The sequence below is a fragment of the Kluyvera georgiana ATCC 51603 genome (genome assembly GCF_001654985.1).
GTDB lineage: Bacteria > Pseudomonadota > Gammaproteobacteria > Enterobacterales > Enterobacteriaceae > Kluyvera > Kluyvera georgiana.
The window spans coordinates 66,323-88,501 of sequence record NZ_LXEU01000078.1 but is presented as its reverse complement, the minus strand read 5'-3'; the positions used below and the strand labels follow the sequence as shown (position 1 = coordinate 88,501).

Sequence of the window (22,179 nt, the reverse complement as noted above, 5' to 3'; positions counted from 1 at the left end):
AGCTCAGACCCTCCCGCAGTTCTAAATTAGAAAATAACGTTATTGGTCGCCTCCTCCGCCATCGGGCAGTCTGTCTCCATTAACCCAAAGGAGATATCCCATGCAGCGCTGTTGTTGTCATCCCGCATTCGCACCACCTGAATACCACGGCATTCATCTGCAAAATGGAGAGCACCATGAGTCTGACCACCCTGCCAATCCTCAGCCTGGCCCGCTATCATCAGCCATCTGAGCGCGCTGAATTTCTGCAAGAGCTTCGCCACGCAGCCCGCGACGTTGGCTTTTTTTATTTAACCGATCACGGCATCAACGACGCCCTACAGCAGTCGTTACAGTCTGAATCCCGCCGCTTTTTCGCCCTGTCCGACGAACAAAAACAGCAGGTGGCGATGATTCACTCACCCCATTTTCGCGGCTACAACCGCAGCGCCGCCGAGCTCACCCGCGGGCAACCGGACTGGCGTGAACAGTTTGATATCGGCGCGGAACGCCAGGCGATTACCCTACGGGAACACGATCCGCGCTGGCTGCAATTACAGGGGCCAAACCTGTGGCCCGAAGCGCTGCCAACGCTGCGCCCGGTTTTGTTGCAATGGCAACGCGCGATGACCGAGATGGCCATGACGCTGCTGCGCGCCTTTGCTGAGTCACTCCAGCTGCCGCCGGAAGCCTTCGACACCCTGTACGGCGAAAAGCCGAACGAACATATCAAGCTGATTCGTTATCCTGGCCAGCAGGAGACGCAGAACAGCACTCAGGGCGTTGGCGCGCACAAAGATTCCGGCTTCCTGAGCTTCTTGCTCCAGGATGACCAGAAAGGTCTACAGGTGGAGGTCAGCGAGAGTCAGTGGATCGATGCAGTCCCGCTGCCCGGCAGCTTTGTAGTGAACATTGGCGAACTGCTGGAGCTGGCGACCAACGGCTACCTGCGCGCCACCGTCCATCGCGTGGTGACGCCGCCCGCCAATCAGCAGCGCCTGTCTATCGCCTTCTTCCTCGGCGCTCAGCTGGACGCCGTAGTGCCGGTTTACTCGCTGCCTGAAACGCTGGCGCGTGAAGCCAACGGGCCACAAAGCGATCCGCAGAATCCGCTGCTGCGCGATGTGGGCTGGAACTATCTGAAAGGCCGCCTGCGATCCCACCCGGACGTGGCGGAACGTTATTACCGTGACGTGCTGCGCGCCCGCAGCGAACAACTGATTGCCTGACACTAAAACAATAAGGAAACACACCATGAAACATGCCGCATTCAAACTGGCAGGGGTTGCACTGTCTCTTTCTCTGGCCTGGAGCGCTTCTGCCGAGCCGCTGCGCATCGCTGCTGACCCGGTTCCACATGCAGAAATCCTTAACTTTATTAAAAAGCAGGATCCGAAGCTGGATCTGAAAATCGTTGAGCTGACCAGCGGCGTTAACGCCAACGAACTGCTGGCCAACGGCGATGTCGACGCTAACTACTTCCAGCATGTGCCGTATCTGAAAGATCAGGAAAAGGCGCTGGGGAAAACCTTCGCCGTCGCCGCGACGGTACACATTGAGCCGCTGGGCATCTATTCGCACAAGCACAAAGATCTGCAGTCGCTGCCGGAAGGGGCTACCGTGGCGGTACCCAACAACACCACCAACCTGAGCCGCGCGCTGTTCCTGCTGCAAAGCAAAGGGCTGATTAAGCTCGCGGCCAAATTTACCGACCCGGCCACCACGCTGGCAACGCCAAAAGATATCGTAGAGAACCCGCATAAGCTGAAGATTCTGGAAGTGGAATCGCCGCAGATCCCGCGCTCTCTGGATGACGTCGACCTGGCCGTAATCAACGGTAACTACGCGCTGGAAGCTGGGCTGACGCCGGCGAAAGACGCGCTGGGGCTGGAGAGCGCCGAACATAACCCATATGCCAATATTCTGGTCACCAACCCGCAGTTAGCTAACGATCCGCGCATCAAAGAGCTGGCTAAAGATCTGACCTCGCCGCAGGTGGCGGAATTTATTCGCCAGCACTACAACGGCTCGGTTATTCCGGTTAGTGCCCCGAAATCATGATCGTCATTGAAGGGCTGAGCAAGCAGTATGCCGGAGGCGGCCAACCGGCACTCAACAACGTGTCGTTTAGCGTTCCGAAAGGGGCGATTTACGGGATACTCGGGCGCAGCGGCGCAGGTAAAAGTACCCTGATTCGTTGCCTCAATTTACTGGAGCAGCCCAGCGCGGGCCGCGTCCTGTTCAACGGAGAAGATATTACGCAGTACGATAAGGCGCAGCTGCGCGCCCATCGTCTGCGCACCGGCATGATTTTTCAGCACTTCAACCTATTACACGCCCGCAGCGTCGCTGACAACGTCGCGGTGCCGCTGGAAATTGCCGGCATCGCGAAAGCGCAGCGGCAACAACGCGTCGCCGAACTGCTGGCGCTGGTGGGACTGAGCGACAAGGCTGACGCCTTCCCTTCCCAGCTTTCCGGGGGCCAAAAACAGCGCGTGGGCATTGCCCGCGCGCTGGCGGCGGAACCCGACGTACTGCTGTGCGATGAAGCGACCAGCGCGCTCGACGCTGAAACCACCGCCAGCGTGCTGGCGCTGCTGGAAACCATTAACCGCCAGCTTGGGCTAACGATTGTCCTGATTACCCACCAGCTGGAAGTGGTGAAAAATCTCTGCGATCACGTGGCGCTACTGGAAGGCGGCGAGCTACAGGAGAGTGGCAAAATTGCCGATCTGCTGGCCTCTCCGTGGTCGCGCCTGCGCGATATTTTGCTGGGGGATGGCGATGAAGAGCGCCGCTTCCTGGCGCGTCATGGCCTCGACAGGAGACAATTGTGCATAGTCGCATGAGCTGGGAAGATTTATGGCCGCTGCTGGTCAACGGCACGCTGGAGACGCTGTACATGGTCGGGCTGGCCGTGTTGTTCACCGTGCTGATTGGCCTGCCGTTGGGCGTGTTGCTGTTTATTTCGCGCCGTCATGGGCTGGTGCCGATGCCGCGTCTTAACGCTGTATTGGGTGCCATCATCAATACCGGTCGTTCGCTGCCGTTTATTGTCCTGCTGATTGCGCTGATCCCCTTTACCCGCCTGCTGGTGGGCACCACGCTCGGCAGCACCGCGGCTATTGTGCCCATTACCATCGGCGCATTTCCCTTCTTCGCTCGCCTGACGGAAAACGCGCTGGATGAAGTGGACTACGGGCGGATTGAAGCGGTGTTATCGATGGGTGGCAGCGTCTGGCACGTCATCGCCAAAGCGCTACTCCCCGAAGCATTGCCCGCGCTGCTGGCTGCCACCACGCTCACCATCGTGATGCTGATCGGTTTCTCCTCAATGGCCGGCGTTATCGGTGGGGGCGGTTTGGGCGACTTAGCCATTCGCTACGGTTATCAGCGGTTTAACGATCAGATTATGGTCGGCACCGTGCTGATTCTGGTGCTGATGGTACAGGCCGTGCAGATGGGTGGCGACAGACTGGTACGTTCACTGGCGCATCGGCGCTAAGCGGCCGTCATTTGAACAAACGAAGCGATTTCGCGTAATAACCGTCTGGATTGTCAGGTATACTTGTCGTAATTTGCCCAGGATAAGGACTGGCTGTGACAACTCGACATCTGGTCGGTCTGATAACCGGCGTGCTTATTTTGGCGATTTTCTTGCCGATACTGCTAAGTGTCTGGCTCGCCCAACGAGAAGCGCACAATCAGTTTATCGATGAGCAGGAGACCTACGCCTCCCGGGTATTTATTCGCACCGAGCAGGTCATGAATCAGGCAAAAGGCGCGCTGCGGGAAATGGATTCACTCAACGTGTCCGGGTGTGGTCCGGAACACCTGCAGGCCATGCGCCGTCTCTCCTACTCCTGGCGCTATATCCAGGAAGTACTGTATCTCAATGGCAATACCGTACAATGTTCGTCGCTGGAAAGTAACGGCACCGGTTTTACCTTCCCCCCTCCGGACCGCATTATCCCCGCCGGCTATCGCGCCTGGTACACCGAGAGGAACGATCTGGGCATTCAGCGTTATATGGCGGCATTCGCCTCTGAACACCATATGGTGATTATCGATCCTGTCTCGTTTATTGACATCATTCCGTTTACCAACTCGACCACCCAGGTCGCGCTGATCAGCACCCTTAACAACCGCGTGCTCGCCAGCAGCGCGCCGCTCGACCAACAGGCCTGGCAGCGTATCAAGCAGGAACATCTGTCATCGCTGACCAGCAACAACGTCGTCTACACCGTACGTCAGTTCCCCGAAATACAGGTGACGATTATGACCTGGTCGTCCACCCTCCCGCTGTCGGCGCGTTTACGTCACCAACTGATGATTTGGGTTCCCGCGGGCATGGTCATCAGCCTGCTTGCCTGCTGGCTGATTCTGCGGGTGCTGAAACGCCTGCAATCACCAAAACAGCGAATGCAGGATGCGTTGAACAACGCCGATATTACCGTTAACTACCAGCCCATCGTGTCGCTAAGCGACGGTAAAGTGGTGGGCTGTGAAGCGCTCGCACGCTGGAAACAACCGGACGGCACTTATCTCTCACCGGAGATTTTTATTCCACTTGCAGAACAATGCGGGCTCATTACCGCACTGACCGAAAACGTCGTCAAAACGGTCTTCCGCGATCTGGGTAAATGGCTAAGTTTGCATCCTGATATACACGTATCGATTAATCTCTCAGTCGCTGATTTTCAGTCGGTGGTGCTACAAACTCTGCTACACCAGCAGCTGCGAATCTGGCAGGTACAGCCGCAGCAGGTGGCGCTGGAGTTGACCGAGCGCGGCTTTGCCGACCCGAAAACCACGCTGCCGGCAATTCACGCCTACCGCCAGGCGGGACACGCAATCTATATCGATGACTTTGGTACCGGTTATTCCAGCCTGCGCTATCTTCAGGATCTGGAGGTCGATACCTTAAAACTGGATAAATCCTTCGTTGATGCGCTGGAGTACGCGCAGGTGACGCCCTACATCATCGAGATGGCGAAAACGCTACAGCTGAATATCGTGGCCGAAGGCATTGAGACCACCTGCCAGGAGGCATGGCTGCAAGAGCACGGCGTTCAGTTCGGACAAGGCTGGCTCTACAGCAAAGCCTTACCGAAAGAGGCCTTTATTCTCTGGGCGGAGAACAATCTCCGGGCGCACGCTACTTGATATAAGACAGGAGAATCTGCATCATCCTGCCTTGCGTCGCCGCTATCGCTGCCCAACATGGCATCAGCGCGCGGGTCTGATACCGTTAGGATCAGCGTTAATCAGAGTTGGCGGAGTCACGCGGGGTAGCTGGAACCACGGCAGGCAAATCTGGATCAATGGGCCAATCGCCAGCGCGTACAGCACGGTACCGATGCCAAACGCGCCGCCCAGTACAATGCCAATCAACAACACCGAGATTTCGATAGTGGTACGAATCCGCCGGATCGGCCAGCCGGTCCGGGCGTAGATCCCCGTCATCAGGCCGTCACGCGGGCCCGCGCCAAACCCTGCGCCGATATACATCCCGGTGGCCAGCGCGTTCAGCACCACCGCCAGCAGCAACAGCACGGCTCGTAGCCAGAGTGATTCCAGCGGTGGCATTAGCGACAGCGTCGCGTCTGCCGCCAGCCCGAGCACAATCACGTTACTGATGGTACCAAGCCCCGGACGCTGGCGCAGCGGGATCCACAGCAACAGTACCGCCGCTCCGGTGAGGATCATCACCATGCCAATATCCATCGATGCCAGTCCGGCAACGCCCAGGTGAAAAACGTTCCACGGGTCGGCTCCCAGGTTGGCGCGCACGTAAACGGCAGTCGAGACGCCGTAAAGTATTAATCCGATATAAAGCTGAATCAGTCGGCGTAACATAAATACCTCTGCCTGTCGTATTGATGCTTTCATCATCGACAAAAATGGCATTATGATTAATGACCAGTTTTTAAAAAGTGGACTGCTCTGATGCGTCGACGTTCTGCCACCCAATCATTAGTTCGCCTGCTCGGCCAGTGGCAGGAAAGCCCCTCCTCCACGCCGCTCTGGCGCCAGCTTACCGATGCGCTGCGGTTGCTGATTCTTGATGGCCGACTGCCGCTGGATACCCGTCTGCCAGGCGAGCGCGAATTCGCCAGCGCGCTGGGCGTTAGCCGTACGACCATTGCCAGCGCGCTGGCGCAGCTGCGTGATGAAGGTTACGTGCAGAGTCGCCAGGGCAGTGGGTCGACGGTGAGACTAGCCGGAGAGAACCAACGGCATACGCCGCGCTTAACTGCCGCCCCAACGCTGAATCTTTCTACCGCCGCGCTGGCGGCGGGAGCAGAAATCCATCAGGCCTATAGCCACGCGCTATCGATGCTGCCGGAGTACCTTGCCACGACAGGTTACGATCAGCATGGCCTGCCCGTGTTACGCGAGGCGATTGCCCAGCGCTACACCGCTCGCGGTCTGGCCACTCACGCCGATGAAATTATGCTGGTCAACGGTGCGGTCAGCGGGCTAGCGCTGATTCTGCGCTACCTGACCGGGCCGGGCGATCGGGTGGTGGTGGAAACGCCCACCTATCCGCTGGCGATTTCCGCCATTGAAGGCGCGTCCTGTCGTCCGGTTGCCCTGCCGCTGCCGGACCGGGGTTGGGATACCGACGGACTGGCGGCGATCATTGCGCAGACCGCTCCGCGCCTGGCGTATCTGATGCCCGATTTTCAAAATCCCACCGGGCAATGCATGGACCACGCCACGCGCCAGACGGTTGCCGACCTGTCGGCCCGCACCTGCACGACGCTGGTGGTTGACGAAACCATGGTCGATTTATGGTACAACGCGCCGCCGCCGCCTCCGCTGGCGGCCTTTAACCGCGCGGCGCCGATTATTAGCGTGGGTTCAACCGGCAAAAGCTTCTGGGGCGGATTACGGCTGGGCTGGATCCGCGCATCGTCACAAACCATTGCCGCGTTGATTCAGACCCGGGATACCCTGGATTTAGGTTCGCCGCTGCTGGAACAGTTGGCCACCTGCTGGCTACTGGAAAACGAAAGTACTCTGCTGCCCGCAAGACGTCATCAACTGAAAGCCCGCCGCGACATGTGCGCCTCGCTGATGCAGGAGTATTTCCCACAGTGGAAATTCAGGATGCCGGAGGGCGGGCTGTCGTTTTGGGTTGAACTACCGGAAATGATGGCGACGCGTTTTGCCGCACGCGCGGAAGGCAGCGGGGTTCATATTGGCGTGGGAACGCGTTTTGGTCTGGCCGGGAGCGGCGAGCGAAATTTACGTCTCCCCTTCACCCTGGATGACGAAACGCTGCGTCGCGCGTTCACCACGTTGCAGCCAATATGGGCAACGTTAGCAGGCCAGTCCGGGGGAAATAAGATGCGAAAAATAATCTAGCCGTGCGCATACCTATCTCGCCACCCAATAACGAAACCGGCCTGGCGCTGATATATTCTTTAAAAAGATAACGCCAAATAAAAGAATATATTAGTGCTGCGGAGGAATCGGAAAGCCTTTCAGTGAAATAACGAAAGATTCACCCTCTTTCTTAATCTTTGCGCCGGTATCACACCAGTCAGAGGCGATACGAAAGAATTCATCGCTGCCGACGTTCCAGTTGAGAAGAACATGCTTGACGTAGCCCGAGCGTAACAGAGCGCAGGCTTCAGTATAGTTACACGCTATTGTCGGTTGCTGTTTCATTTTTTCTTCTTCAGTAATTTACGTAATGCTTTGATTTCTTTAGGTGTAAATGGCGCGACATCCTCTTCGGTATGCTGGCTATCGATGTCGTCTTCACATACACCCGCCTCTTCTTCCGCCGTAAAGCCTAGCAGCAGCAGCTTCTCTGCCGCAGCGCCTAAAGTCAGGCCATTGGCCTCAGCATAATGGCGAAGTTTCTCTTTTACGGTCTCATCAATTTTTACGTTTAGCACTGCAGTCGTCATGTTTACCTTCCCGTCGCAACGCGTCATCCCGAACGCGTGTGTTAACCACTGAAAAATGGTTTTGTGTATTATTTCTGTAATAACTAATACATGAACTCCACAACACATTCCACAAATATATTTTTATACACGACGAGCAATATAAATACCCAATATTAATTTAAATACAATTTATGACGCATATATGACAGTATTATGACAAATAAATGAAACTTAATTGACGCGCAGGCGAGAATAACCCTAATAATAAAAAGGATTAATAACACGACCGAGAATGAAAAAGAAGAGGAAATACAAATGGGTGGGGGCCCTGCCAGCTACATCCCGGCACACGCGTCATCTGCCTTGGCTGCTTCCTTCCGGACCTGACCTGGTAAACAGAGTAGCGTTGCGGGAGAACCAACAGAGCCCCCATTGAGAGCGTTGTTACCCAACGCGCTGGCGCATTATCCCTGCTGAAGCAGGCAATTGCAAGCTATCCGCTTCTACCTGCTGGATTCTTGCGCAATCCGCCCTTCACACGGGACATCAGGCTGATTATGCTAAAGGTTCTGCCTTCAGGAACTGACTATGGATGCTTTAGACTCTTTCCCCCAGCGCGTTTGGCAAATCGTCGCCTCCATTCCGCAAGGTTATGTGACGACCTACGGTGATGTCGCCCGGCTGGCAGGCTCCCCGCGCGCGGCGCGTCAGGTTGGCGGCGTGCTCAAACGCCTGCCGGAAGGCTCAACGCTGCCGTGGTACCGGGTGGTAAACCGTCACGGTGCAATATCGCTTACCGGGCCGGATCTTCAGCGCCAGCGTCAGGCGCTGCTGGCTGAGGGGGTACAGGTATCGGGGTGCGGGCAAATTGATATGCAGAAGTATCGCTGGCGATATTGAGATTCTGGCGTCGCAGCGCCTGGCAGCCACTCTGCGACGAACAAAAAAATGCCCTCACGTGGAGGGCATTTTCATTTACGGCACCTGAACCGGCGCGGTGTCCTGCACCGGCACCGCGGTTTGCTGTACCGGAACCAGCGTCACATCGGCCTTGGTACCGCCGTGGTTGATGACTTCCTGGATAGTATCGGTAATAAACAGCAGTTTACCGTCGAGGGTCACCGCCGCGCTTAACAGGATGCGGGCGTTAGGCTGAATATCTGCCGGGTTATACGGCAGCACAAAGCTAAACGGCGCCTGCTTACCTTCGGTACGGGTCACTTTCTGCGCCAGCACTTTTGCCGGCGCATCGGCCAGTGAAGCATCCGACAGCGTGACCGTCAGCACCGCTTCCGGCGGCAGCGCCACTTTCTGGCGAATCCATACGTTACCGGAGACATTCGGCCCCGAAACCGCCGCAGCCTGAGCCGCTGCTTCTGGCGCAGGGGGCTGATTCTGACTTTGCTGGTGAGTCTTTGCACAGCCCGCGAGGGTCAGCGCAATTGCCAAACCGCTTAAGATCGGCACGAGTTTCATTAGCATTCTCCTTTTCGCTCACTCAAATTAAGGCTGTTTTCTCAATTGAGTGACAATGCCTTAACAACTTTTACCGCTCAAGTGTGGCACATATTTCACATTAATGCCTGCAAATGCCCCATTATTCAGATAATTGAACCCATCGGACCACTGGCGAAACTGCGTTATAATGGAAACATTCACCTGACGCTGTGACAGTAAAAATATAGAGGGTATCAATGAGCCAGGCGCTATCGAATCTGCTGACATTACTAAATCTGGAAAAAATTGAAGAAGGTCTGTTCCGCGGCCAGAGCGAGGATCTCGGTCTGCGTCAGGTCTTTGGTGGGCAGGTGGTTGGCCAGGCGCTGTATGCCGCGAAAGAGACGGTCCCGAGCGATCGACTGGTACACTCGTTCCACAGCTACTTCCTGCGTCCGGGCGATAGCCAGAAACCGATCGTTTACGACGTCGAAGTGTTGCGCGACGGCAACAGTTTTAGCGCCCGACGCGTCGCGGCCATTCAGCACGGTAAACCGATCTTTTATATGACCGCCTCTTTCCAGGCGCCGGAGCCAGGCTACGAGCATCAGAAAAGCATGCCAGCTGCGCCATCGCCGGACGGTCTACCTTCTGAAACCGACATCGCCCGTTCGCTGGCGCATCTGCTGCCGCCGCAGGCCAAAGAAAAGTTTCTCTGCGATAAGCCGCTGGAAATTCGCCCGGTTGAGTTCCACAACCCGCTGAAAGGGCACGTCGCGGAACCACGTCGCCAGGTGTGGATGCGCGCTAACGGTGCGGTGCCGGATGATTTGCACATCCACCAATATCTGCTCGGCTATGCCTCGGACTTTAACTTCCTGCCGGTGGCACTGCAGCCGCACGGCGTTGGCTTCCTCGAGCCGGGCATGCAGGTGGCGACCATCGACCACTCGATGTGGTTCCACCGTTCGTTCAACATGAACGAATGGCTGCTCTACAGCGTGGAAAGCACCTCGGCCTCCAGCGCGCGCGGTTTTGTACGCGGCGAATTTTATACGCAGGATGGCGTGCTGGTCGCCTCGACGGTGCAGGAAGGCGTTATGCGTAACCGCAGCTAATGCGCTTCACGCACAAAAAAGCCTCCCAATGGGAGGCTTTTTTGGCTTTGGAGATAACTCATGGTCCGTCGAATGAGGCGCAAACTTCAGTGTCGGCGGTTCCCCGGCTTCGCCATGCTCGGCCGGGTTACAGGCGTTATCAGGCGTTATCAGGCGTTGTAAGCGTTTTCGCCGTGGCTGTTGACGTCCAGACCTTCACGCTCCTGCTCTTCCGGCACGCGCAGACCCACCGTCAGATCCGCCACTTTATAACCGATGAAGGCCACCACGCCAGACCAAACGATAGTGATGGCGATACTTTCCAGCTGCACCAGAACCTGATGGCTCATGGTGACGCCTTCGGCGTACCCCACGCCGCCCAGCGCGGTTGAAGCAAAGATACCGGTCAGGATACAGCCGATGATGCCGCACACACCGTGGACACCGAACACGTCGCAGGGGTCATCCACACGCAGCCAGCGTTTCAGGGAAGTCACGCCCCACAGACCGGCCAGCCCCACCACAATACCCAGAATCAGCGCACCGCCGACACCGATATAACCGCACGCCGGAGTGATGCCCACCAGCCCGGCAATTGCACCGGAACAGGCACCCAGCAGCGAAGGTTTGCCGCGCAGCGCCCACTCGCCGAAGACCCAGCCAAGGATCGCCGCTGCGGTCGCGACAACGGTATTCACAAAGGCCAGACCGGCAATTTCGTTCGCCGCGCTGGCGGAACCGGCGTTGAAGCCGAACCAGCCAAAATAGAGGATCGCCGTACCGATAAACACCATCGGCAGGTTGTGCGGTTTGAAGGCTTCTTTACCGAAGCCTACGCGTTTACCAATCAGGTAAGCGCCCACCAGACCGGCTACCGCCGCGTTAATGTGCACCACCGTGCCGCCCGCAAAGTCCAGCGCGCCGTGGCTCGCCAGCAGACCGCCGCCCCACACCATATGGGCGATTGGGATGTAGGAGAGCGTCAGCCAAATCACCACGAAAATCAGTACCGCAGAGAAACGAATACGTTCCGCCAGCGCCCCCACAATCAGCCCCACGGTGATGCAGGCGAAGGAGCCCTGGAACGCCACGTGGATGTACTGATAGAAGGATCCCATCAGATCGGTGATTTTAATGTTTTTCAACATGATCCAGTCGAAGCTACCGAAGAAGCTGCCGCCGGTGCCGAAGGCCAGCGAGTAGCCGTAAACCACCCACAGCACGCACACCAGTGCGAAGGTGACCGCAACCTGCGTCAGCATCGAGAGCACGTTCTTACCGCGAATTAGGCCGCCGTAGAACAGCGCAATGCCCGGAATGGTCATAAACAGCACCAGCGCGGTACAAATCATCATAAAGGCGTTATCCGCTTTATCCACCGCCGCCGGTGCCGCCATCGCCAGACCCGGCAACAGCGCCAGCGCGCTCAACCCCGTTTTTACCATTGTTTTTTTCATCATCTCGATCCCTATCACTGTGCTGTCTGGGAATTACAGCGCCGCTTCGTCGGCTTCGCCGGTACGAATACGGATTACGCGCTGCAGTTCGGCGACAAAAATCTTACCGTCGCCAATTTTTCCGGTATAAGCGGCTTTACTGATAACGTCGACGACTTCATCAAGCTGATCGTCGGCGATAGCCACATCAATCTTTACCTTCGGCAGGAAGTTGACGCTGTATTCCGCTCCGCGGTAAAGCTCTGCATGACCCTTCTGGCGACCAAAGCCTTTTACTTCCGTCACCGTTAAGCCCTGAATGCCAATAGAAGACAGCGCTTCGCGAACGTCTTCGAGTTTGAATGGTTTGATTACCACGGTAACCAGCTTCATAGATCCCCTCCAGTCAGAATTCGGTAGTGGCTGCGAACACACAACAGATAAAGCAAGGGGCGTGCCAGAAATGAAAAAACGGCATTCATGCGGGATAATCAGGGATGGTGTGCGGGAAATCGCGCGACAAAAAAGAAAAACGCACCATGCGAGTGCATGATGCGCGTCACCAATGCATTCTGTTAGAAAAATGCCTGTCTCTGGTGCATCAGGCGGTCAAAGCATCGTCCTGAGCGCTGGCGGCCAGTTCTTCACCGGCCAACTGCAGTTGATACATCTGCCAGTAACGCCCTTTTGCTTCAAGCAGTTGCTGATGCGTCCCCTGCTCTACCGCCTGCCCACGATGAAGCACCATGATGGTGTCCGCCTCCACAATGGTCGATAAACGGTGAGCAATCACCACCAGCGTGGTGTGTTGACGCACGGCGGCCAGCGCCTGCTGGATAGCGCGCTCGGTGCCGGAGTCGATATTGGCGGTCGCTTCGTCGAGAATCAGCACCTGCGGGGTATCAACCAGCACGCGAGCCAGCGCGAGCAGCTGTTTCTGCCCAACCGAAAGGTTATTGCCCTGCTCGCCAAGATGGGTATAGATACCGTCGCTCATGCTGCGCGCCAGCTCCGCCAGTTGCACCGTTTCCAGCACCTGCCAGACCTGCGCCTCACTGATATCACGCCCCAGCGTGACGTTGGCAAAGAACGAATCCGCCAGCACCACCGGGTCCTGCTGTACCACGGCGATCCCCTGGCGCAGTACCTGATGGCTCAGGCTCGACAACGGACGCCCGCCGAGGCGAATCTCCCCCGCGTTCGGCGGATAATAGCCCATCAGCAGGCTGGCCAGCGTACTTTTGCCGCTGCCAGTATGCCCGACCAGCGCCACAAAACTCCGCGCCGGAATCGACAGCGAGATATTTTGCAGCACCATTTTGTCGCCACGGTAGGCAAACGACACGTTATCAATATCAATATCACCGTTCGCTAGCGGGGCGATATCATCGCCATACTGCTGGCGCGGGCGGTCCATCAGCTCAAAGACGCGCTCACCGGCGACCACCGCCTGTTGCAGCATCGACTGCTGGGTGGTTAGCTCAATCAGCGGTTCGTTCAGACGCCCCAGATAGCTAATAAAGGCGTACAGCACGCCGACTTCAATAGAACCCTGGGCGCTAAAACCGAACAGCATCAGCAGCCCGCAGAGAATAAGCGAGGAAAACAGGCTCAGCAGCGGGCGCAACAGGAAGCCGTCCAGCCGCAGGGTTTGCATACGCGCCATATAGTGTGAACGGCTGACCTCGCCAATACGCTCACCAAAGCGCACCTGCTGGCGAAACTGCTGGATCACACTCATGCCGTTAATCACTTCGTTAAAGCCATCGTTGATGTCGGCAAGATACGCGCGCACCCGGCGAACGATCGGCGTGCTGTAACGCTGATAAATCACCATCACCGTCATAACCGCCGGGAAAATAGCAATCGCCACCAGCGCCATGCGCCAGTCGAGGCTGAACATCGCCACCAGCATGGCGCCAATCAGCGCCGCGCTGCGCAGCACCGTGGCGACCACGGTTACATACAGGTCACGAATCACTTCGGTGTCGTTGGTCACTCGCGAAATGAGCTGGCCAACCGGCTGGGTATCAAATTCGCTTAGCGGCTGGCGCAGCGCGGCGTCCATCACGTCACTTCGCAGCTGTTGCACCACGCCGACCGCCGCGCGGTTAAACAGCAGCGACTGGCTATAGTGCAGCGTCGCGGCCAGCAGTTGCAGGCCAATATAGGCCGCCGCAAGACCGGCCACTTTCCCCCACGGCAAAATGTCTTTCGCCACCATGTTATCGATAAAATAGCTGATCAGCAGCGGCCCGCTCACTTCGGCGGCGGCTGCGATCCACAACATTACCACCGCAATCGACAACGGCTTGCGCCACGGCGAGCCGTAGGCCAGCAGCCGTTTTAAGGTTGGCCACAGTTGCCCAAAACTACGCATTCACTTCCTCCGGTTTCTCTTCTTCCGGCGCGTCGTTCAGCGCGGCTTCCAGCTGTTGATAACGATACATATCACGATACCAGCCCGCCTGCGCAGCCAGTTGTTCATGCTGCCCGTGCTGGGCAATATGCCCATGCTGCATCACAATGATCTCGCTGGCGTCGGTCAGCGCCGATAAGCGATGGGCGCTGATAATCACCGTCCGCCCTTCGCCCCACTGTCGCAGGTTATGCAATATTTGATGCTCAGTACGGCCATCGACTGCCGACAACGCATCGTCGAGGATCAGGATTTCAGCGTCCAGCAGCAGCGCGCGGGCGATCGAAATACGCTGTTTCTGCCCGCCGGAAAGCATCACGCCGCGCTCGCCCACTTCGGTGTCGTAACCCTGCGGCAGACGCAGAATATCTTCATGCACGCAGGCCAGTTTTGCCGCGCGTTCAATGTCTTGCTGAGTGGCGCTCGGACAGCCGAGCGCGATATTGCTGGCCACCGTATCGGAGAACAGGAACGGCGTCTGGCTGACAACCGCCAGACGGCTACGCCAGGCGTCAAGCTGAAGCTGGCGTAGAGGAATATCATGGAAACGAATCTCGCCGTCATCTACGTCAAAGTGGCGCTGAATCAGGGCCAGAATCGTCGATTTCCCTGAGCCGGTCGGCCCGCAGATGCCCAGCATTTGCCCCGGTCTCAGCGTGACGTTAACCTCTTCAAGGGTCGGTTTGTCCGTTTGCGGGTAGCTAAAGCGGTGTATCGCCACCTCGAGCGTACCGCGCCCTTCCGGCACCGGCTGGACGCCATCATTCACCACCGGCGCTTCCGCCAGCAAAGTGCGAATGCGGCTATAGGCTGCGCTGCCGCGCTCGACAATATTGAACATCCATGCCAGCGCCAGCATCGGCCAAATCATCAGCCCAAGGTACATCATAAAACTGGTTAACTGGCCGAGCGTCAGATCGCCCTGCATCACCATCCAACTGCCACCCGCTATCGCGAGCAGATTCGCCATGCCGATAGCGATATAAATCGTTGGGTCAAAGCGCGCATCGATACGCGCAACACGCATGTTCTTCACCCCGGTGTCCGCCGCGTCGGCGGCAAACTGCGCGGACTGCCGATCTTCAAGGCCGAAGGCTTTGATCATACGGATGCTGGTCAGACTCTCCTGAGTGCGATCGTTAAGACTGGAGAACGCCGCCTGCGCCACTTTGAAGCGCTCGTGCAGCAGGTCGCCGTAGCGCTTGATAACCAGCGCCATGATAGGCATCGGCAGTAGCGCCAGCAGGGTAAGCTGCCAGCTCAGCTGGGTCGACATGACAATCAGCACCGCGCAGCCCATCACCAGCGAGTCCACCAACGTCAGCACGCCTTCTCCGGCGGCGAAGACCACGCGGTCAACATCGTTGGTGGCCCTCGCCATCAGGTCGCCGGTACGGTGGCGCAGATAGAATTCCGGATGCTGGCGGCTAAGTTGACGATAGAAATCTTCACGCAGTTCGACGGCCAACTGGTAGGACGCGCCAAACAGCAGCACGCGCCAGACGTAGCGCAGCAGATAGACCACCACGGCAATCAGGACCATAGTGCCAACCCACATCATCAGCTTACCCGCCGTAAAGTGGTGTTGCGTCACGCCATCAACCACGATCCCCACCACTTTTGGCGGAATCAGCTGAAGAATGGCAATGATAATTAGCAGGGCCACGGCGCCGAGATAGCGACGCCATTCCCGACGAAAGTACCAGCTAAGTTGAGCAAATAATCGCACGCAGTAAAATTCCAGAGATAGAGTTATTCGATGGGAAGTGCTGTGGTGTATTTAATCTGTTCCATCGCAAAGCTTGAGGTGACGTCCGACAGTCCGGGGACGCGATTCACCAGGCTTTTGTAAAAATCATCGTAGCGTTTCATGTCCGCAACCTGCACGCGCATCAGGTAATCATACTCCCCGGCCATGCGCCAGAAGCCGAGCACCTCTGGCATTTGCGTCACTTCGCTGACAAACAGGCTGTACCAGTCGCTGCTGTGATGCTGGGTTTTAATCAGTACGAACGCCGTCAACCCTAAACCGAGTTTTTCCGGATCCAGCAGCGCCACACGCCCAAGCAGCACGCCGTCATCTTCCAGCCGTTTTAGCCGTTTCCAGCATGGCGTGGTGGTCAGATTAACGGCATCCGCTAACGCCTGCAAAGAGAGCGTGCAGTCATTCTGTAGCAAGGCGAGCAGCTTTCGGTCAATTTTATCTAACATTACCTTCACCGAGAGAAAAATTTTCTCTCTTAATTGTATTTTAAAGGCCAGATGGCAACAATTTTTTCTGCCGTTTTCGCTAAGCTGGGCACAAAATGACAAACGGAAAGATGATGATGAATAGCACTTGGGTCAAAAATGCCATTAGCGAAATTAACGCCGACTATCAACGCAGCGCCGATACGCATCTGATTCGTTTGTCGCTGCCCGCTTTCCCCGGTATTCAGCTGTATCTGAAAGATGAAAGTACCCACCCCACCGGTAGCCTGAAGCACCGCCTGGCGCGTTCGCTGTTCCTCTACGGGCTGTGCAATGGCTGGATTCAGGAAGGTACGACGATTATTGAATCCTCTTCCGGCTCCACTGCGGTATCCGAAGCCTATTTTGCTCGCCTGCTGGGGCTGCCGTTTATTGCGGTCATGCCTGCCTGCACGGCGAAACGTAAAATTGAGCAGATTGAGTTCTACGGCGGTCGCTGCCATTTTGTGGAGAGCGCCTGTGAAATCTACGCTGCATCGGAAAAGCTGGCCCGCGAGCTGAACGGCCATTATATGGATCAATTCACCTACGCTGAACGCGCCACCGACTGGCGCGGCAACAATAATATTGCCGACAGCATTTTCCGTCAGATGTCTCACGAACCGAATCCGGTGCCGTCATGGGTGGTGATGAGCGCGGGGACCGGCGGCACCTCCGCCACCATTGGGCGCTACATTCGCTGCCAGGGCTACAACACGCAACTGCTGGTCGTCGATCCGGAAAATTCAGTCTTCCTCGACTACTGGCAGCACCGCGATGCCAGCCTACGCGGCAGCGTCGGCAGTAAAATCGAGGGTATTGGCCGCCCGCGCGTCGAACCGTCGTTTATCCCGGACGTCGTCGATGACATGCTGCGCGTGCCGGACGCCGCCAGCGTAGCGACAGCACAGTGGCTGGAAACCCAGTTAGGCCGCAAAGTGGGTGCCTCTACCGGCACCAATATGTGGGGCGCGCTGCAGCTGGCTGCGCAAATGCGCGCCGAAGGGAAAAGCGGTTCGATCGTCACGCTGCTGTGCGACAGCGGAGAGCGCTATCTCGACACCTATTACAATGCGCAGTGGGTCGCGAACAATATCGGTGATATCGCGCCGTGGCGCCGTGAAATCGAGCAGCTCATCGCCCAATAAAAAAAGCCCGGCATCATCAGATGTCGGGCTTGCTGGCAAGTCTCTCTATTCGGGGGAATAAGGTAGATTTGGTGTATCCAGCCAATGCGTTAAATAGTGGGAAACCGCCTGGTTGTTGCAGTTTCCGATAACCGGCAGATGAGGCAGCGCGGCTTTAAGCTGCCCCATTGCGTTGCCCATGATCACGCCGCGGCCCACCAGCCCCAGCATTTCACGGTCGTTCATCGCATCGCCAAAAGCCATGCACTCTTCCATGCCGACACCAAGATGGTCGCCCAGCACCGTCAGCGCCGCGCCTTTATTGCTACCGCGCGGCAATACTTCCAGACAGTCTATCGCTGAGAAACAGATATCGGCGCGATCGTCCAGTGCTTCGGTTAGTTGAATACGCAGGCGGCAGAGATCGTCGTGATCGCCACAGAAACAAATCTTGGTCACCTGATGCGCCGGGATCCGCCGTAGATCGCGCAGCTGGTAGGAAAAACCGCTATATACGTGCGCCTTGAGCAATTCCGGGATCTCGTGCCCGGTGAACCAGCCGTTATCGTTAAAGACGTGCATGCTGGCTTTGGTGTCCCAGTAGGAATGCAGCACCTGCTCGGCGACGTCTGCAGCGAGGTCGCTGCGGTACAGCACTTCGCCCTGTTGGGTATGAATACGCGTCCCGTTACCGGTGATTAAAAACGCGTTCAGCGAAAGCGTGTCGACCAGCGGACGCATCTCCAGCACGTGACGCCCGGTAGCAAAAGTCAGCGTAATTTGCCGTTCGCGCAGCCGTTTCAATACCGCAACGGTTCTCTCGCCTAAACGATGGTCTGGCATCAACAGTGTGCCATCCATATCAAACGCCGCCAGTCTTGCCATGATTTTTCCCGCCTGTGATCGCTCTCTCTTGTCAGCCAGTATCTGCTGGGATATACGGAAGTAATACTGAATACTTCATTTTTATTGTTCCGGGTTTTTATGCGACTGTTAAATCGGTTAAATCAGTTCCAGCGTCTGTGGCTGCCGTCGCAGGGTGACGATCAGCAGGCCACCATTTCCGAGCTGGCTGCACGCTGCTTTTGCAGCGAGCGCCATGTGCGCACGCTGCTGCGCCAGGCGCAGGACGCCGGCTGGCTCAGCTGGCAGGCGCAGTCCGGGCGCGGTAAGCGTGGTCAGCTACGTTTTCATACCACGCCAGAGGCGCTGCGCAATGAGATGATGGAGACCGCGCTCAACCGCGGGGAGCAGCACAATGCGCTGGAACTGGCGCAAATTGCCCCGGTTGAGCTGCGGGCGCTACTGCATCCGTTTCTCGGCGGTCAGTGGCAAAACAACACCCCAACGCTGCGTATTCCCTACTATCGACCGCTGGAACCGCTACATCCCGGTTTCCTCGCCGGGCGTGCAGAGCAACACCTGGCCGGACAGATCTATTCAGGTTTGACCCGCTTCAATCACGAAGCCTCTCAGCCGCAGGGGGATTTGGCTCACCACTGGTCGGTTTCCCCGGACGGGCTGCACTGGCAGTTCTACATTCGCTCGACGCTGCACTGGCACAACGGTGATGTGGTCGAGACGGAACAGCTACGTCGCCGTCTGCTGATGCTCTTTGAACTACCGGAGCTGGCAAAGCTGTTCGCCAGCGTGAAGGACATTACCCAAACCCATCCTCAGTGCTTGAGCTTTATCCTGCATCGCCCGGACTATTGGCTACCGCACCGGCTGGCCAGCTACTGCAGCGTGCTGGCGCATCCCGACGACCCCGAGCAAGGGAGCGGCCCCTTTATGCTGAAAATCTTCGAGCCTGAGCTGGTGCGTATCGAGAGCCATCATCACTATCATCAAAGCCATCCGCTGCTCCAGGCGATCGAGTACTGGATCACGCCGCAGCTGTTCGAGCAGGGGCTCGGCACCATCTGCCAGCATCCGGTGCAGATAGCCATTGGCAAGCCGGAAGAGTTGGGCGAGCTACGGCTAGTCAGCCACAGTATTAGCCTCGGCTTTTGCTATCTGGCGTTGCGTCAGAGCCCGCGGCTAAGCATGGCGCAGGCGCAGCGAGTCATCGCGCTAATTCACCGTTCCGGGCTGCTGCAAAGCCTGCCGCTAGGCGAAAATCTGATAACGCCAAGCGAAGAGATGCTGCCAGGCTGGGATATCCCGCTGGTGCCGGAAGACGATGAGGTCGCCCTGCCTTCCCGCCTCACGCTGCTCTATCACCTGCCGGTCGAACTGCATACGATGGCGGAGGAGCTGAAAATCGCACTCGCGCGGCAAGGCTGTGAATTAACGGTACTGTTCTACGATGCCAAAAGCTGGACCGATTGCCCCCACCTGCCCCAGGCCGACCTGTTTATGGGCGACAGGCTCATCGGTGAAATGCCGGAATATGCACTGGAACAATGGCTACGCTGCGACGCGCTGTGGCCCGCGCTGTTTACCGATTCACAGGCTTCCCGCGTGCAGTCGGCGCTGGATGAAGCGCAGGCCTTACCCGATGACGCCCAGCGAATTGCCGCGCTGAAGCGTATTTTTACGCGCTTAATGAGTGATGCCATCCTGACGCCGCTGTTTAACTACCAGTACCAGGTCAGCGCGCCGCCGGGGGTTAACGGCATACGCCTTAACGCCCGCGGCTGGTTTGATTTTAGCGCGGCCTGGCTGCCGCCCACCGCGCGGTGAAGAAGCTGGTCGCCGCGGCGCGCAGGCGTTACCATAGCGGCTTTCAGATTCACAGACAGGAAAAACCATGAAACGTGCCGTTGTCGTCTTTAGCGGTGGACAAGACTCCACTACATGCCTGGTGCAGGCGCTGCATCAATATGATGAAGTTCACTGCGTCACGTTTGATTATGGTCAGCGCCACCGCGCCGAAATTGACGTCGCCCGCGAACTGGCTTTAAAGCTAGGTGCCCGCGCGCACAAGGTGCTGGACGTCACGCTGCTGAACGAACTGGCGGTCAGTAGCCTGACCCGCGACAGCATTCCGGTACCGGACTATGAACCCAGTGCCGCTGGCATTCCTAACACCTTCGTGCCGGGGCGCAATATTTTGTTCCTGACGCTGACGGCGATTTACGCTTATCAGGTGCAGGCAGAAGCAGTCATTACCGGCGTGTGCGAGACCGATTTTTCCGGCTACCCAGACTGCCGCGACGAGTTCGTGAAGGCCCTCAATCACGCAGTGAACCTGGGTATGGCAAAGGATATTCGCTTTGAAACGCCGCTGATGTGGCTGGACAAAGCGCAAACCTGGGCGCTGGCGGACTACTGGGGCAAACTGGATATGGTGCGCGGCGAGACGCTAACCTGCTACAACGGCATTAAGGGTGATGGCTGCGGCCACTGCGCGGCCTGCAATCTTCGCGCGAACGGGCTGAATCATTATCTGGCGGATAAGCCGGGCGTGATGGCCGCGATGAAACAAAAAACCGGGCTGAAATAAGTCTGGAGACATTATCGATAAAACAGGATTGTAGGCCGGATAAGGCAACGCCGCCATCCGGCATCTGCGCTGCGCCGACTGATGGCGCTTCGCTTATCTGGCCTACAGATTACGCTACCTTCAGGCTCAATACGTTACTCAACCATTGCTTCCAGATGCTCCCGCAACTCGCCTTCCAACGGCAGCGCTTTCTGGGTTTTCAGATCGATACACACAAAGGTGATCAGCGCATCGGCCACCACCTGACCTTCAGGATTTAACGTCACCACCTGGCTGAGTACGCCGCTTTTACCGTTTAGCTGCTCGACCTTACTGGTCACCGTTAGCACGTCGCCCAGCACCGCCGGGCGACGATAGTTAATGTTGATATTCACGACCACGAAGGCAATGTGGTGCGCGCTCATCCACTGGAACCCCGCGCTGTTTTCCAGCCCGTCCCAGCGGGCCTCTTCGAGAAACTCCAGATAGCGGGCGTTGTTAACGTGTTGGTACACGTCCAGGTGATAACCGCGAACTTTGATTTGTGTCTGCATAGCGCCATAGCCTTGTTATTTTAAATTATGAATAGAGTCAGAGGTCACACCACTGGTATGACCTCTTTAGTCTGGCAAATTTTCAGACGAGTGCAAACCGTCAACGCAAATTAAAGCGTGAGGTGAGCCAGATTCCTCTCAACCAGTGAACTGCCCATCCCTGGAACCTGCTTAAGATCGTCCACCGTTTTGAAGGGACCGTACTCCTCGCGATAGCTGACGATGGCCTGCGCCTTCTTCAAACCGACGCCATTCATCGCCTGGGCCAGCGCTTCGGCTGACGCCGTATTGATGCTGACCCGGGTACCTTCATCCTCAGCGGTCTTATTACCCGGTGCCGCCTTTGCCTGTTCCCCCGATGCACTGCTGGCTTTGGTCTGCACCTCCGGTGTTTTCGCCGTCGAGGACTGGGCGGCATGCGCGCTGAAGGTGATTCCGGCACAGGCCATAACCGCGGCGATAACACACAATTTGATTCCACGTTTCATGTTGATGTCTCCTTATTGGTTGATGACCAGAGCACCATAACGAGTGGCAGAAAACCGTGCAAAAGGCAGATTTTAAATG

At 57.0% G+C, this 22,179-nt stretch carries 23 protein-coding genes and 1 other RNA gene; 11 read left to right on the top strand and 13 right to left on the bottom strand.

The features are described 5' to 3' along the window. Positions 1 to 176: 176 nt before the first annotated feature. The 5 genes from M989_RS19325 (at position 177) to M989_RS19305 (ending at position 5,145) form a co-directional block, all read left to right on the top strand. A complete protein-coding gene (locus M989_RS19325) occupies positions 177 to 1,208 on the top strand; it encodes an isopenicillin N synthase family dioxygenase (RefSeq protein WP_064547966.1) in 1,032 nt (343 codons plus the stop codon). Positions 1,209 to 1,233: 25 nt separating this feature from the next. Beyond that, positions 1,234 to 2,040, top strand: coding sequence for a MetQ/NlpA family ABC transporter substrate-binding protein (locus M989_RS19320; protein ID WP_064547965.1), 807 nt, complete (start codon positions 1,234 to 1,236; stop codon positions 2,038 to 2,040). Beyond that, positions 2,037 to 2,828 carry a methionine ABC transporter ATP-binding protein gene (locus M989_RS19315; RefSeq protein WP_064547963.1) on the top strand — a complete coding sequence of 264 codons (792 nt, stop codon included), beginning with the start codon at positions 2,037 to 2,039 and terminating at the stop codon, positions 2,826 to 2,828. The genes M989_RS19320 and M989_RS19315 overlap by 4 nt, the downstream gene beginning before the upstream one ends. Next, the gene (locus tag M989_RS19310) at positions 2,825 to 3,484 is read left to right on the top strand and encodes a methionine ABC transporter permease (protein WP_064547961.1); all 660 of its coding nucleotides are present in this window, start codon (positions 2,825 to 2,827) and stop codon (positions 3,482 to 3,484) included. The genes M989_RS19315 and M989_RS19310 overlap by 4 nt, the downstream gene beginning before the upstream one ends. A gap of 95 nt (positions 3,485 to 3,579) precedes the next feature. Next, entirely contained in the window at positions 3,580 to 5,145 is a 1,566-nt protein-coding gene (locus M989_RS19305; RefSeq protein ID WP_064547959.1) for an EAL domain-containing protein, read from the top strand. A 63-nt stretch (positions 5,146 to 5,208) separates the two neighbouring features. Here the strand turns inward: M989_RS19305 and yczE are convergent, their stop codons facing one another. Beyond that, the gene (gene yczE / locus M989_RS19300; protein ID WP_064547957.1) at positions 5,209 to 5,838 is read right to left on the bottom strand and encodes a membrane protein YczE; all 630 of its coding nucleotides are present in this window, start codon (positions 5,836 to 5,838) and stop codon (positions 5,209 to 5,211) included. Positions 5,839 to 5,925: 87 nt separating this feature from the next. On the opposite strand from yczE, the gene yczR reads away from it, so the two are divergent. After that, on the top strand, positions 5,926 to 7,353 hold the full coding sequence (yczR, locus tag M989_RS19295; RefSeq protein WP_157093576.1) for a MocR-like transcription factor YczR: 1,428 nt from the start codon (positions 5,926 to 5,928) through the stop codon (positions 7,351 to 7,353). A 90-nt stretch (positions 7,354 to 7,443) separates the two neighbouring features. Here the strand turns inward: yczR and M989_RS19290 are convergent, their stop codons facing one another. From M989_RS19290 to ffs, 3 genes are all read right to left on the bottom strand, one after another. Further along, entirely contained in the window at positions 7,444 to 7,659 is a 216-nt protein-coding gene (locus M989_RS19290) for a hypothetical protein (protein WP_064547953.1), read from the bottom strand. Beyond that, the gene (locus M989_RS19285; protein WP_064547952.1) at positions 7,656 to 7,904 is read right to left on the bottom strand and encodes a hypothetical protein; all 249 of its coding nucleotides are present in this window, start codon (positions 7,902 to 7,904) and stop codon (positions 7,656 to 7,658) included. The genes M989_RS19290 and M989_RS19285 overlap by 4 nt, the downstream gene beginning before the upstream one ends. A 308-nt stretch (positions 7,905 to 8,212) precedes the next feature. Further along, an RNA gene (gene ffs / locus M989_RS19280) (signal recognition particle sRNA small type) lies at positions 8,213 to 8,309 on the bottom strand. A gap of 165 nt (positions 8,310 to 8,474) precedes the next feature. Here ffs and M989_RS19275 point away from each other — a divergent pair. After that, the gene (locus M989_RS19275) at positions 8,475 to 8,786 is read left to right on the top strand and encodes an MGMT family protein (protein ID WP_064547950.1); all 312 of its coding nucleotides are present in this window, start codon (positions 8,475 to 8,477) and stop codon (positions 8,784 to 8,786) included. A 75-nt stretch (positions 8,787 to 8,861) separates the two neighbouring features. Here the strand turns inward: M989_RS19275 and M989_RS19270 are convergent, their stop codons facing one another. After that, positions 8,862 to 9,362, bottom strand: coding sequence for a YbaY family lipoprotein (locus M989_RS19270; RefSeq protein WP_064547948.1), 501 nt, complete (start codon positions 9,360 to 9,362; stop codon positions 8,862 to 8,864). Positions 9,363 to 9,580: 218 nt separating this feature from the next. Here M989_RS19270 and tesB point away from each other — a divergent pair, with 218 nt between their 5' ends. Continuing rightward, positions 9,581 to 10,441, top strand: a complete 861-nt coding sequence (gene tesB, locus M989_RS19265) for an acyl-CoA thioesterase II (protein WP_064547946.1) — start codon at positions 9,581 to 9,583, stop codon at positions 10,439 to 10,441. Between the two features lie 149 nt (positions 10,442 to 10,590). Here the strand turns inward: tesB and amtB are convergent, their stop codons facing one another. The 5 genes from amtB to M989_RS19240 form a co-directional block, all read right to left on the bottom strand. Continuing rightward, on the bottom strand, positions 10,591 to 11,877 hold the full coding sequence (gene amtB / locus M989_RS19260) for an ammonium transporter AmtB (RefSeq protein ID WP_064548126.1): 1,287 nt from the start codon (positions 11,875 to 11,877) through the stop codon (positions 10,591 to 10,593). A gap of 33 nt (positions 11,878 to 11,910) precedes the next feature. Beyond that, complete coding sequence (gene glnK, locus M989_RS19255; RefSeq protein ID WP_004858743.1) at positions 11,911 to 12,249, bottom strand: P-II family nitrogen regulator; 339 nt, start codon at positions 12,247 to 12,249, stop codon at positions 11,911 to 11,913. 208 nt (positions 12,250 to 12,457) lie between these two features. Beyond that, positions 12,458 to 14,236: a SmdB family multidrug efflux ABC transporter permease/ATP-binding protein gene (locus M989_RS19250; RefSeq protein ID WP_064547944.1), complete on the bottom strand. Its 1,779-nt coding sequence runs from the start codon at positions 14,234 to 14,236 to the stop codon at positions 12,458 to 12,460. After that, the gene (locus M989_RS19245) at positions 14,229 to 16,004 is read right to left on the bottom strand and encodes a SmdA family multidrug ABC transporter permease/ATP-binding protein (RefSeq protein WP_064547942.1); all 1,776 of its coding nucleotides are present in this window, start codon (positions 16,002 to 16,004) and stop codon (positions 14,229 to 14,231) included. Before M989_RS19245 ends, M989_RS19250 begins: the two co-directional genes overlap by 8 nt. 23 nt (positions 16,005 to 16,027) lie before the next feature. Further along, a complete protein-coding gene (locus M989_RS19240; protein ID WP_064547940.1) occupies positions 16,028 to 16,486 on the bottom strand; it encodes an Lrp/AsnC family transcriptional regulator in 459 nt (152 codons plus the stop codon). 113 nt (positions 16,487 to 16,599) lie between these two features. On the opposite strand from M989_RS19240, the gene M989_RS19235 reads away from it, so the two are divergent. Continuing rightward, positions 16,600 to 17,652: a PLP-dependent cysteine synthase family protein gene (locus M989_RS19235; protein ID WP_064547939.1), complete on the top strand. Its 1,053-nt coding sequence runs from the start codon at positions 16,600 to 16,602 to the stop codon at positions 17,650 to 17,652. Between the two features lie 45 nt (positions 17,653 to 17,697). On the opposite strand, the gene cof is transcribed toward M989_RS19235, so the two are convergent. Further along, positions 17,698 to 18,516, bottom strand: coding sequence for an HMP-PP phosphatase (gene cof / locus M989_RS19230; protein ID WP_064547937.1), 819 nt, complete (start codon positions 18,514 to 18,516; stop codon positions 17,698 to 17,700). A 99-nt stretch (positions 18,517 to 18,615) separates the two neighbouring features. Here cof and M989_RS19225 point away from each other — a divergent pair, with 99 nt between their 5' ends. Next, on the top strand, positions 18,616 to 20,316 hold the full coding sequence (locus M989_RS19225; protein ID WP_064547935.1) for an SgrR family transcriptional regulator: 1,701 nt from the start codon (positions 18,616 to 18,618) through the stop codon (positions 20,314 to 20,316). A gap of 67 nt (positions 20,317 to 20,383) precedes the next feature. Continuing rightward, positions 20,384 to 21,079 (top strand): 7-cyano-7-deazaguanine synthase QueC, encoded by a 696-nt coding sequence (gene queC / locus M989_RS19220; protein ID WP_064547933.1) that lies wholly within the window; start codon positions 20,384 to 20,386, stop codon positions 21,077 to 21,079. 134 nt (positions 21,080 to 21,213) lie between these two features. On the opposite strand, the gene M989_RS19215 is transcribed toward queC, so the two are convergent. Together M989_RS19215 and M989_RS19210 are read right to left on the bottom strand one after the other, a co-directional pair. Next, positions 21,214 to 21,612, bottom strand: a complete 399-nt coding sequence (locus M989_RS19215; RefSeq protein ID WP_064547932.1) for a YbgC/FadM family acyl-CoA thioesterase — start codon at positions 21,610 to 21,612, stop codon at positions 21,214 to 21,216. Positions 21,613 to 21,722: 110 nt separating this feature from the next. After that, complete coding sequence (locus tag M989_RS19210) at positions 21,723 to 22,100, bottom strand: helix-hairpin-helix domain-containing protein (protein ID WP_064547930.1); 378 nt, start codon at positions 22,098 to 22,100, stop codon at positions 21,723 to 21,725. Positions 22,101 to 22,179: the final 79 nt, after the last annotated feature.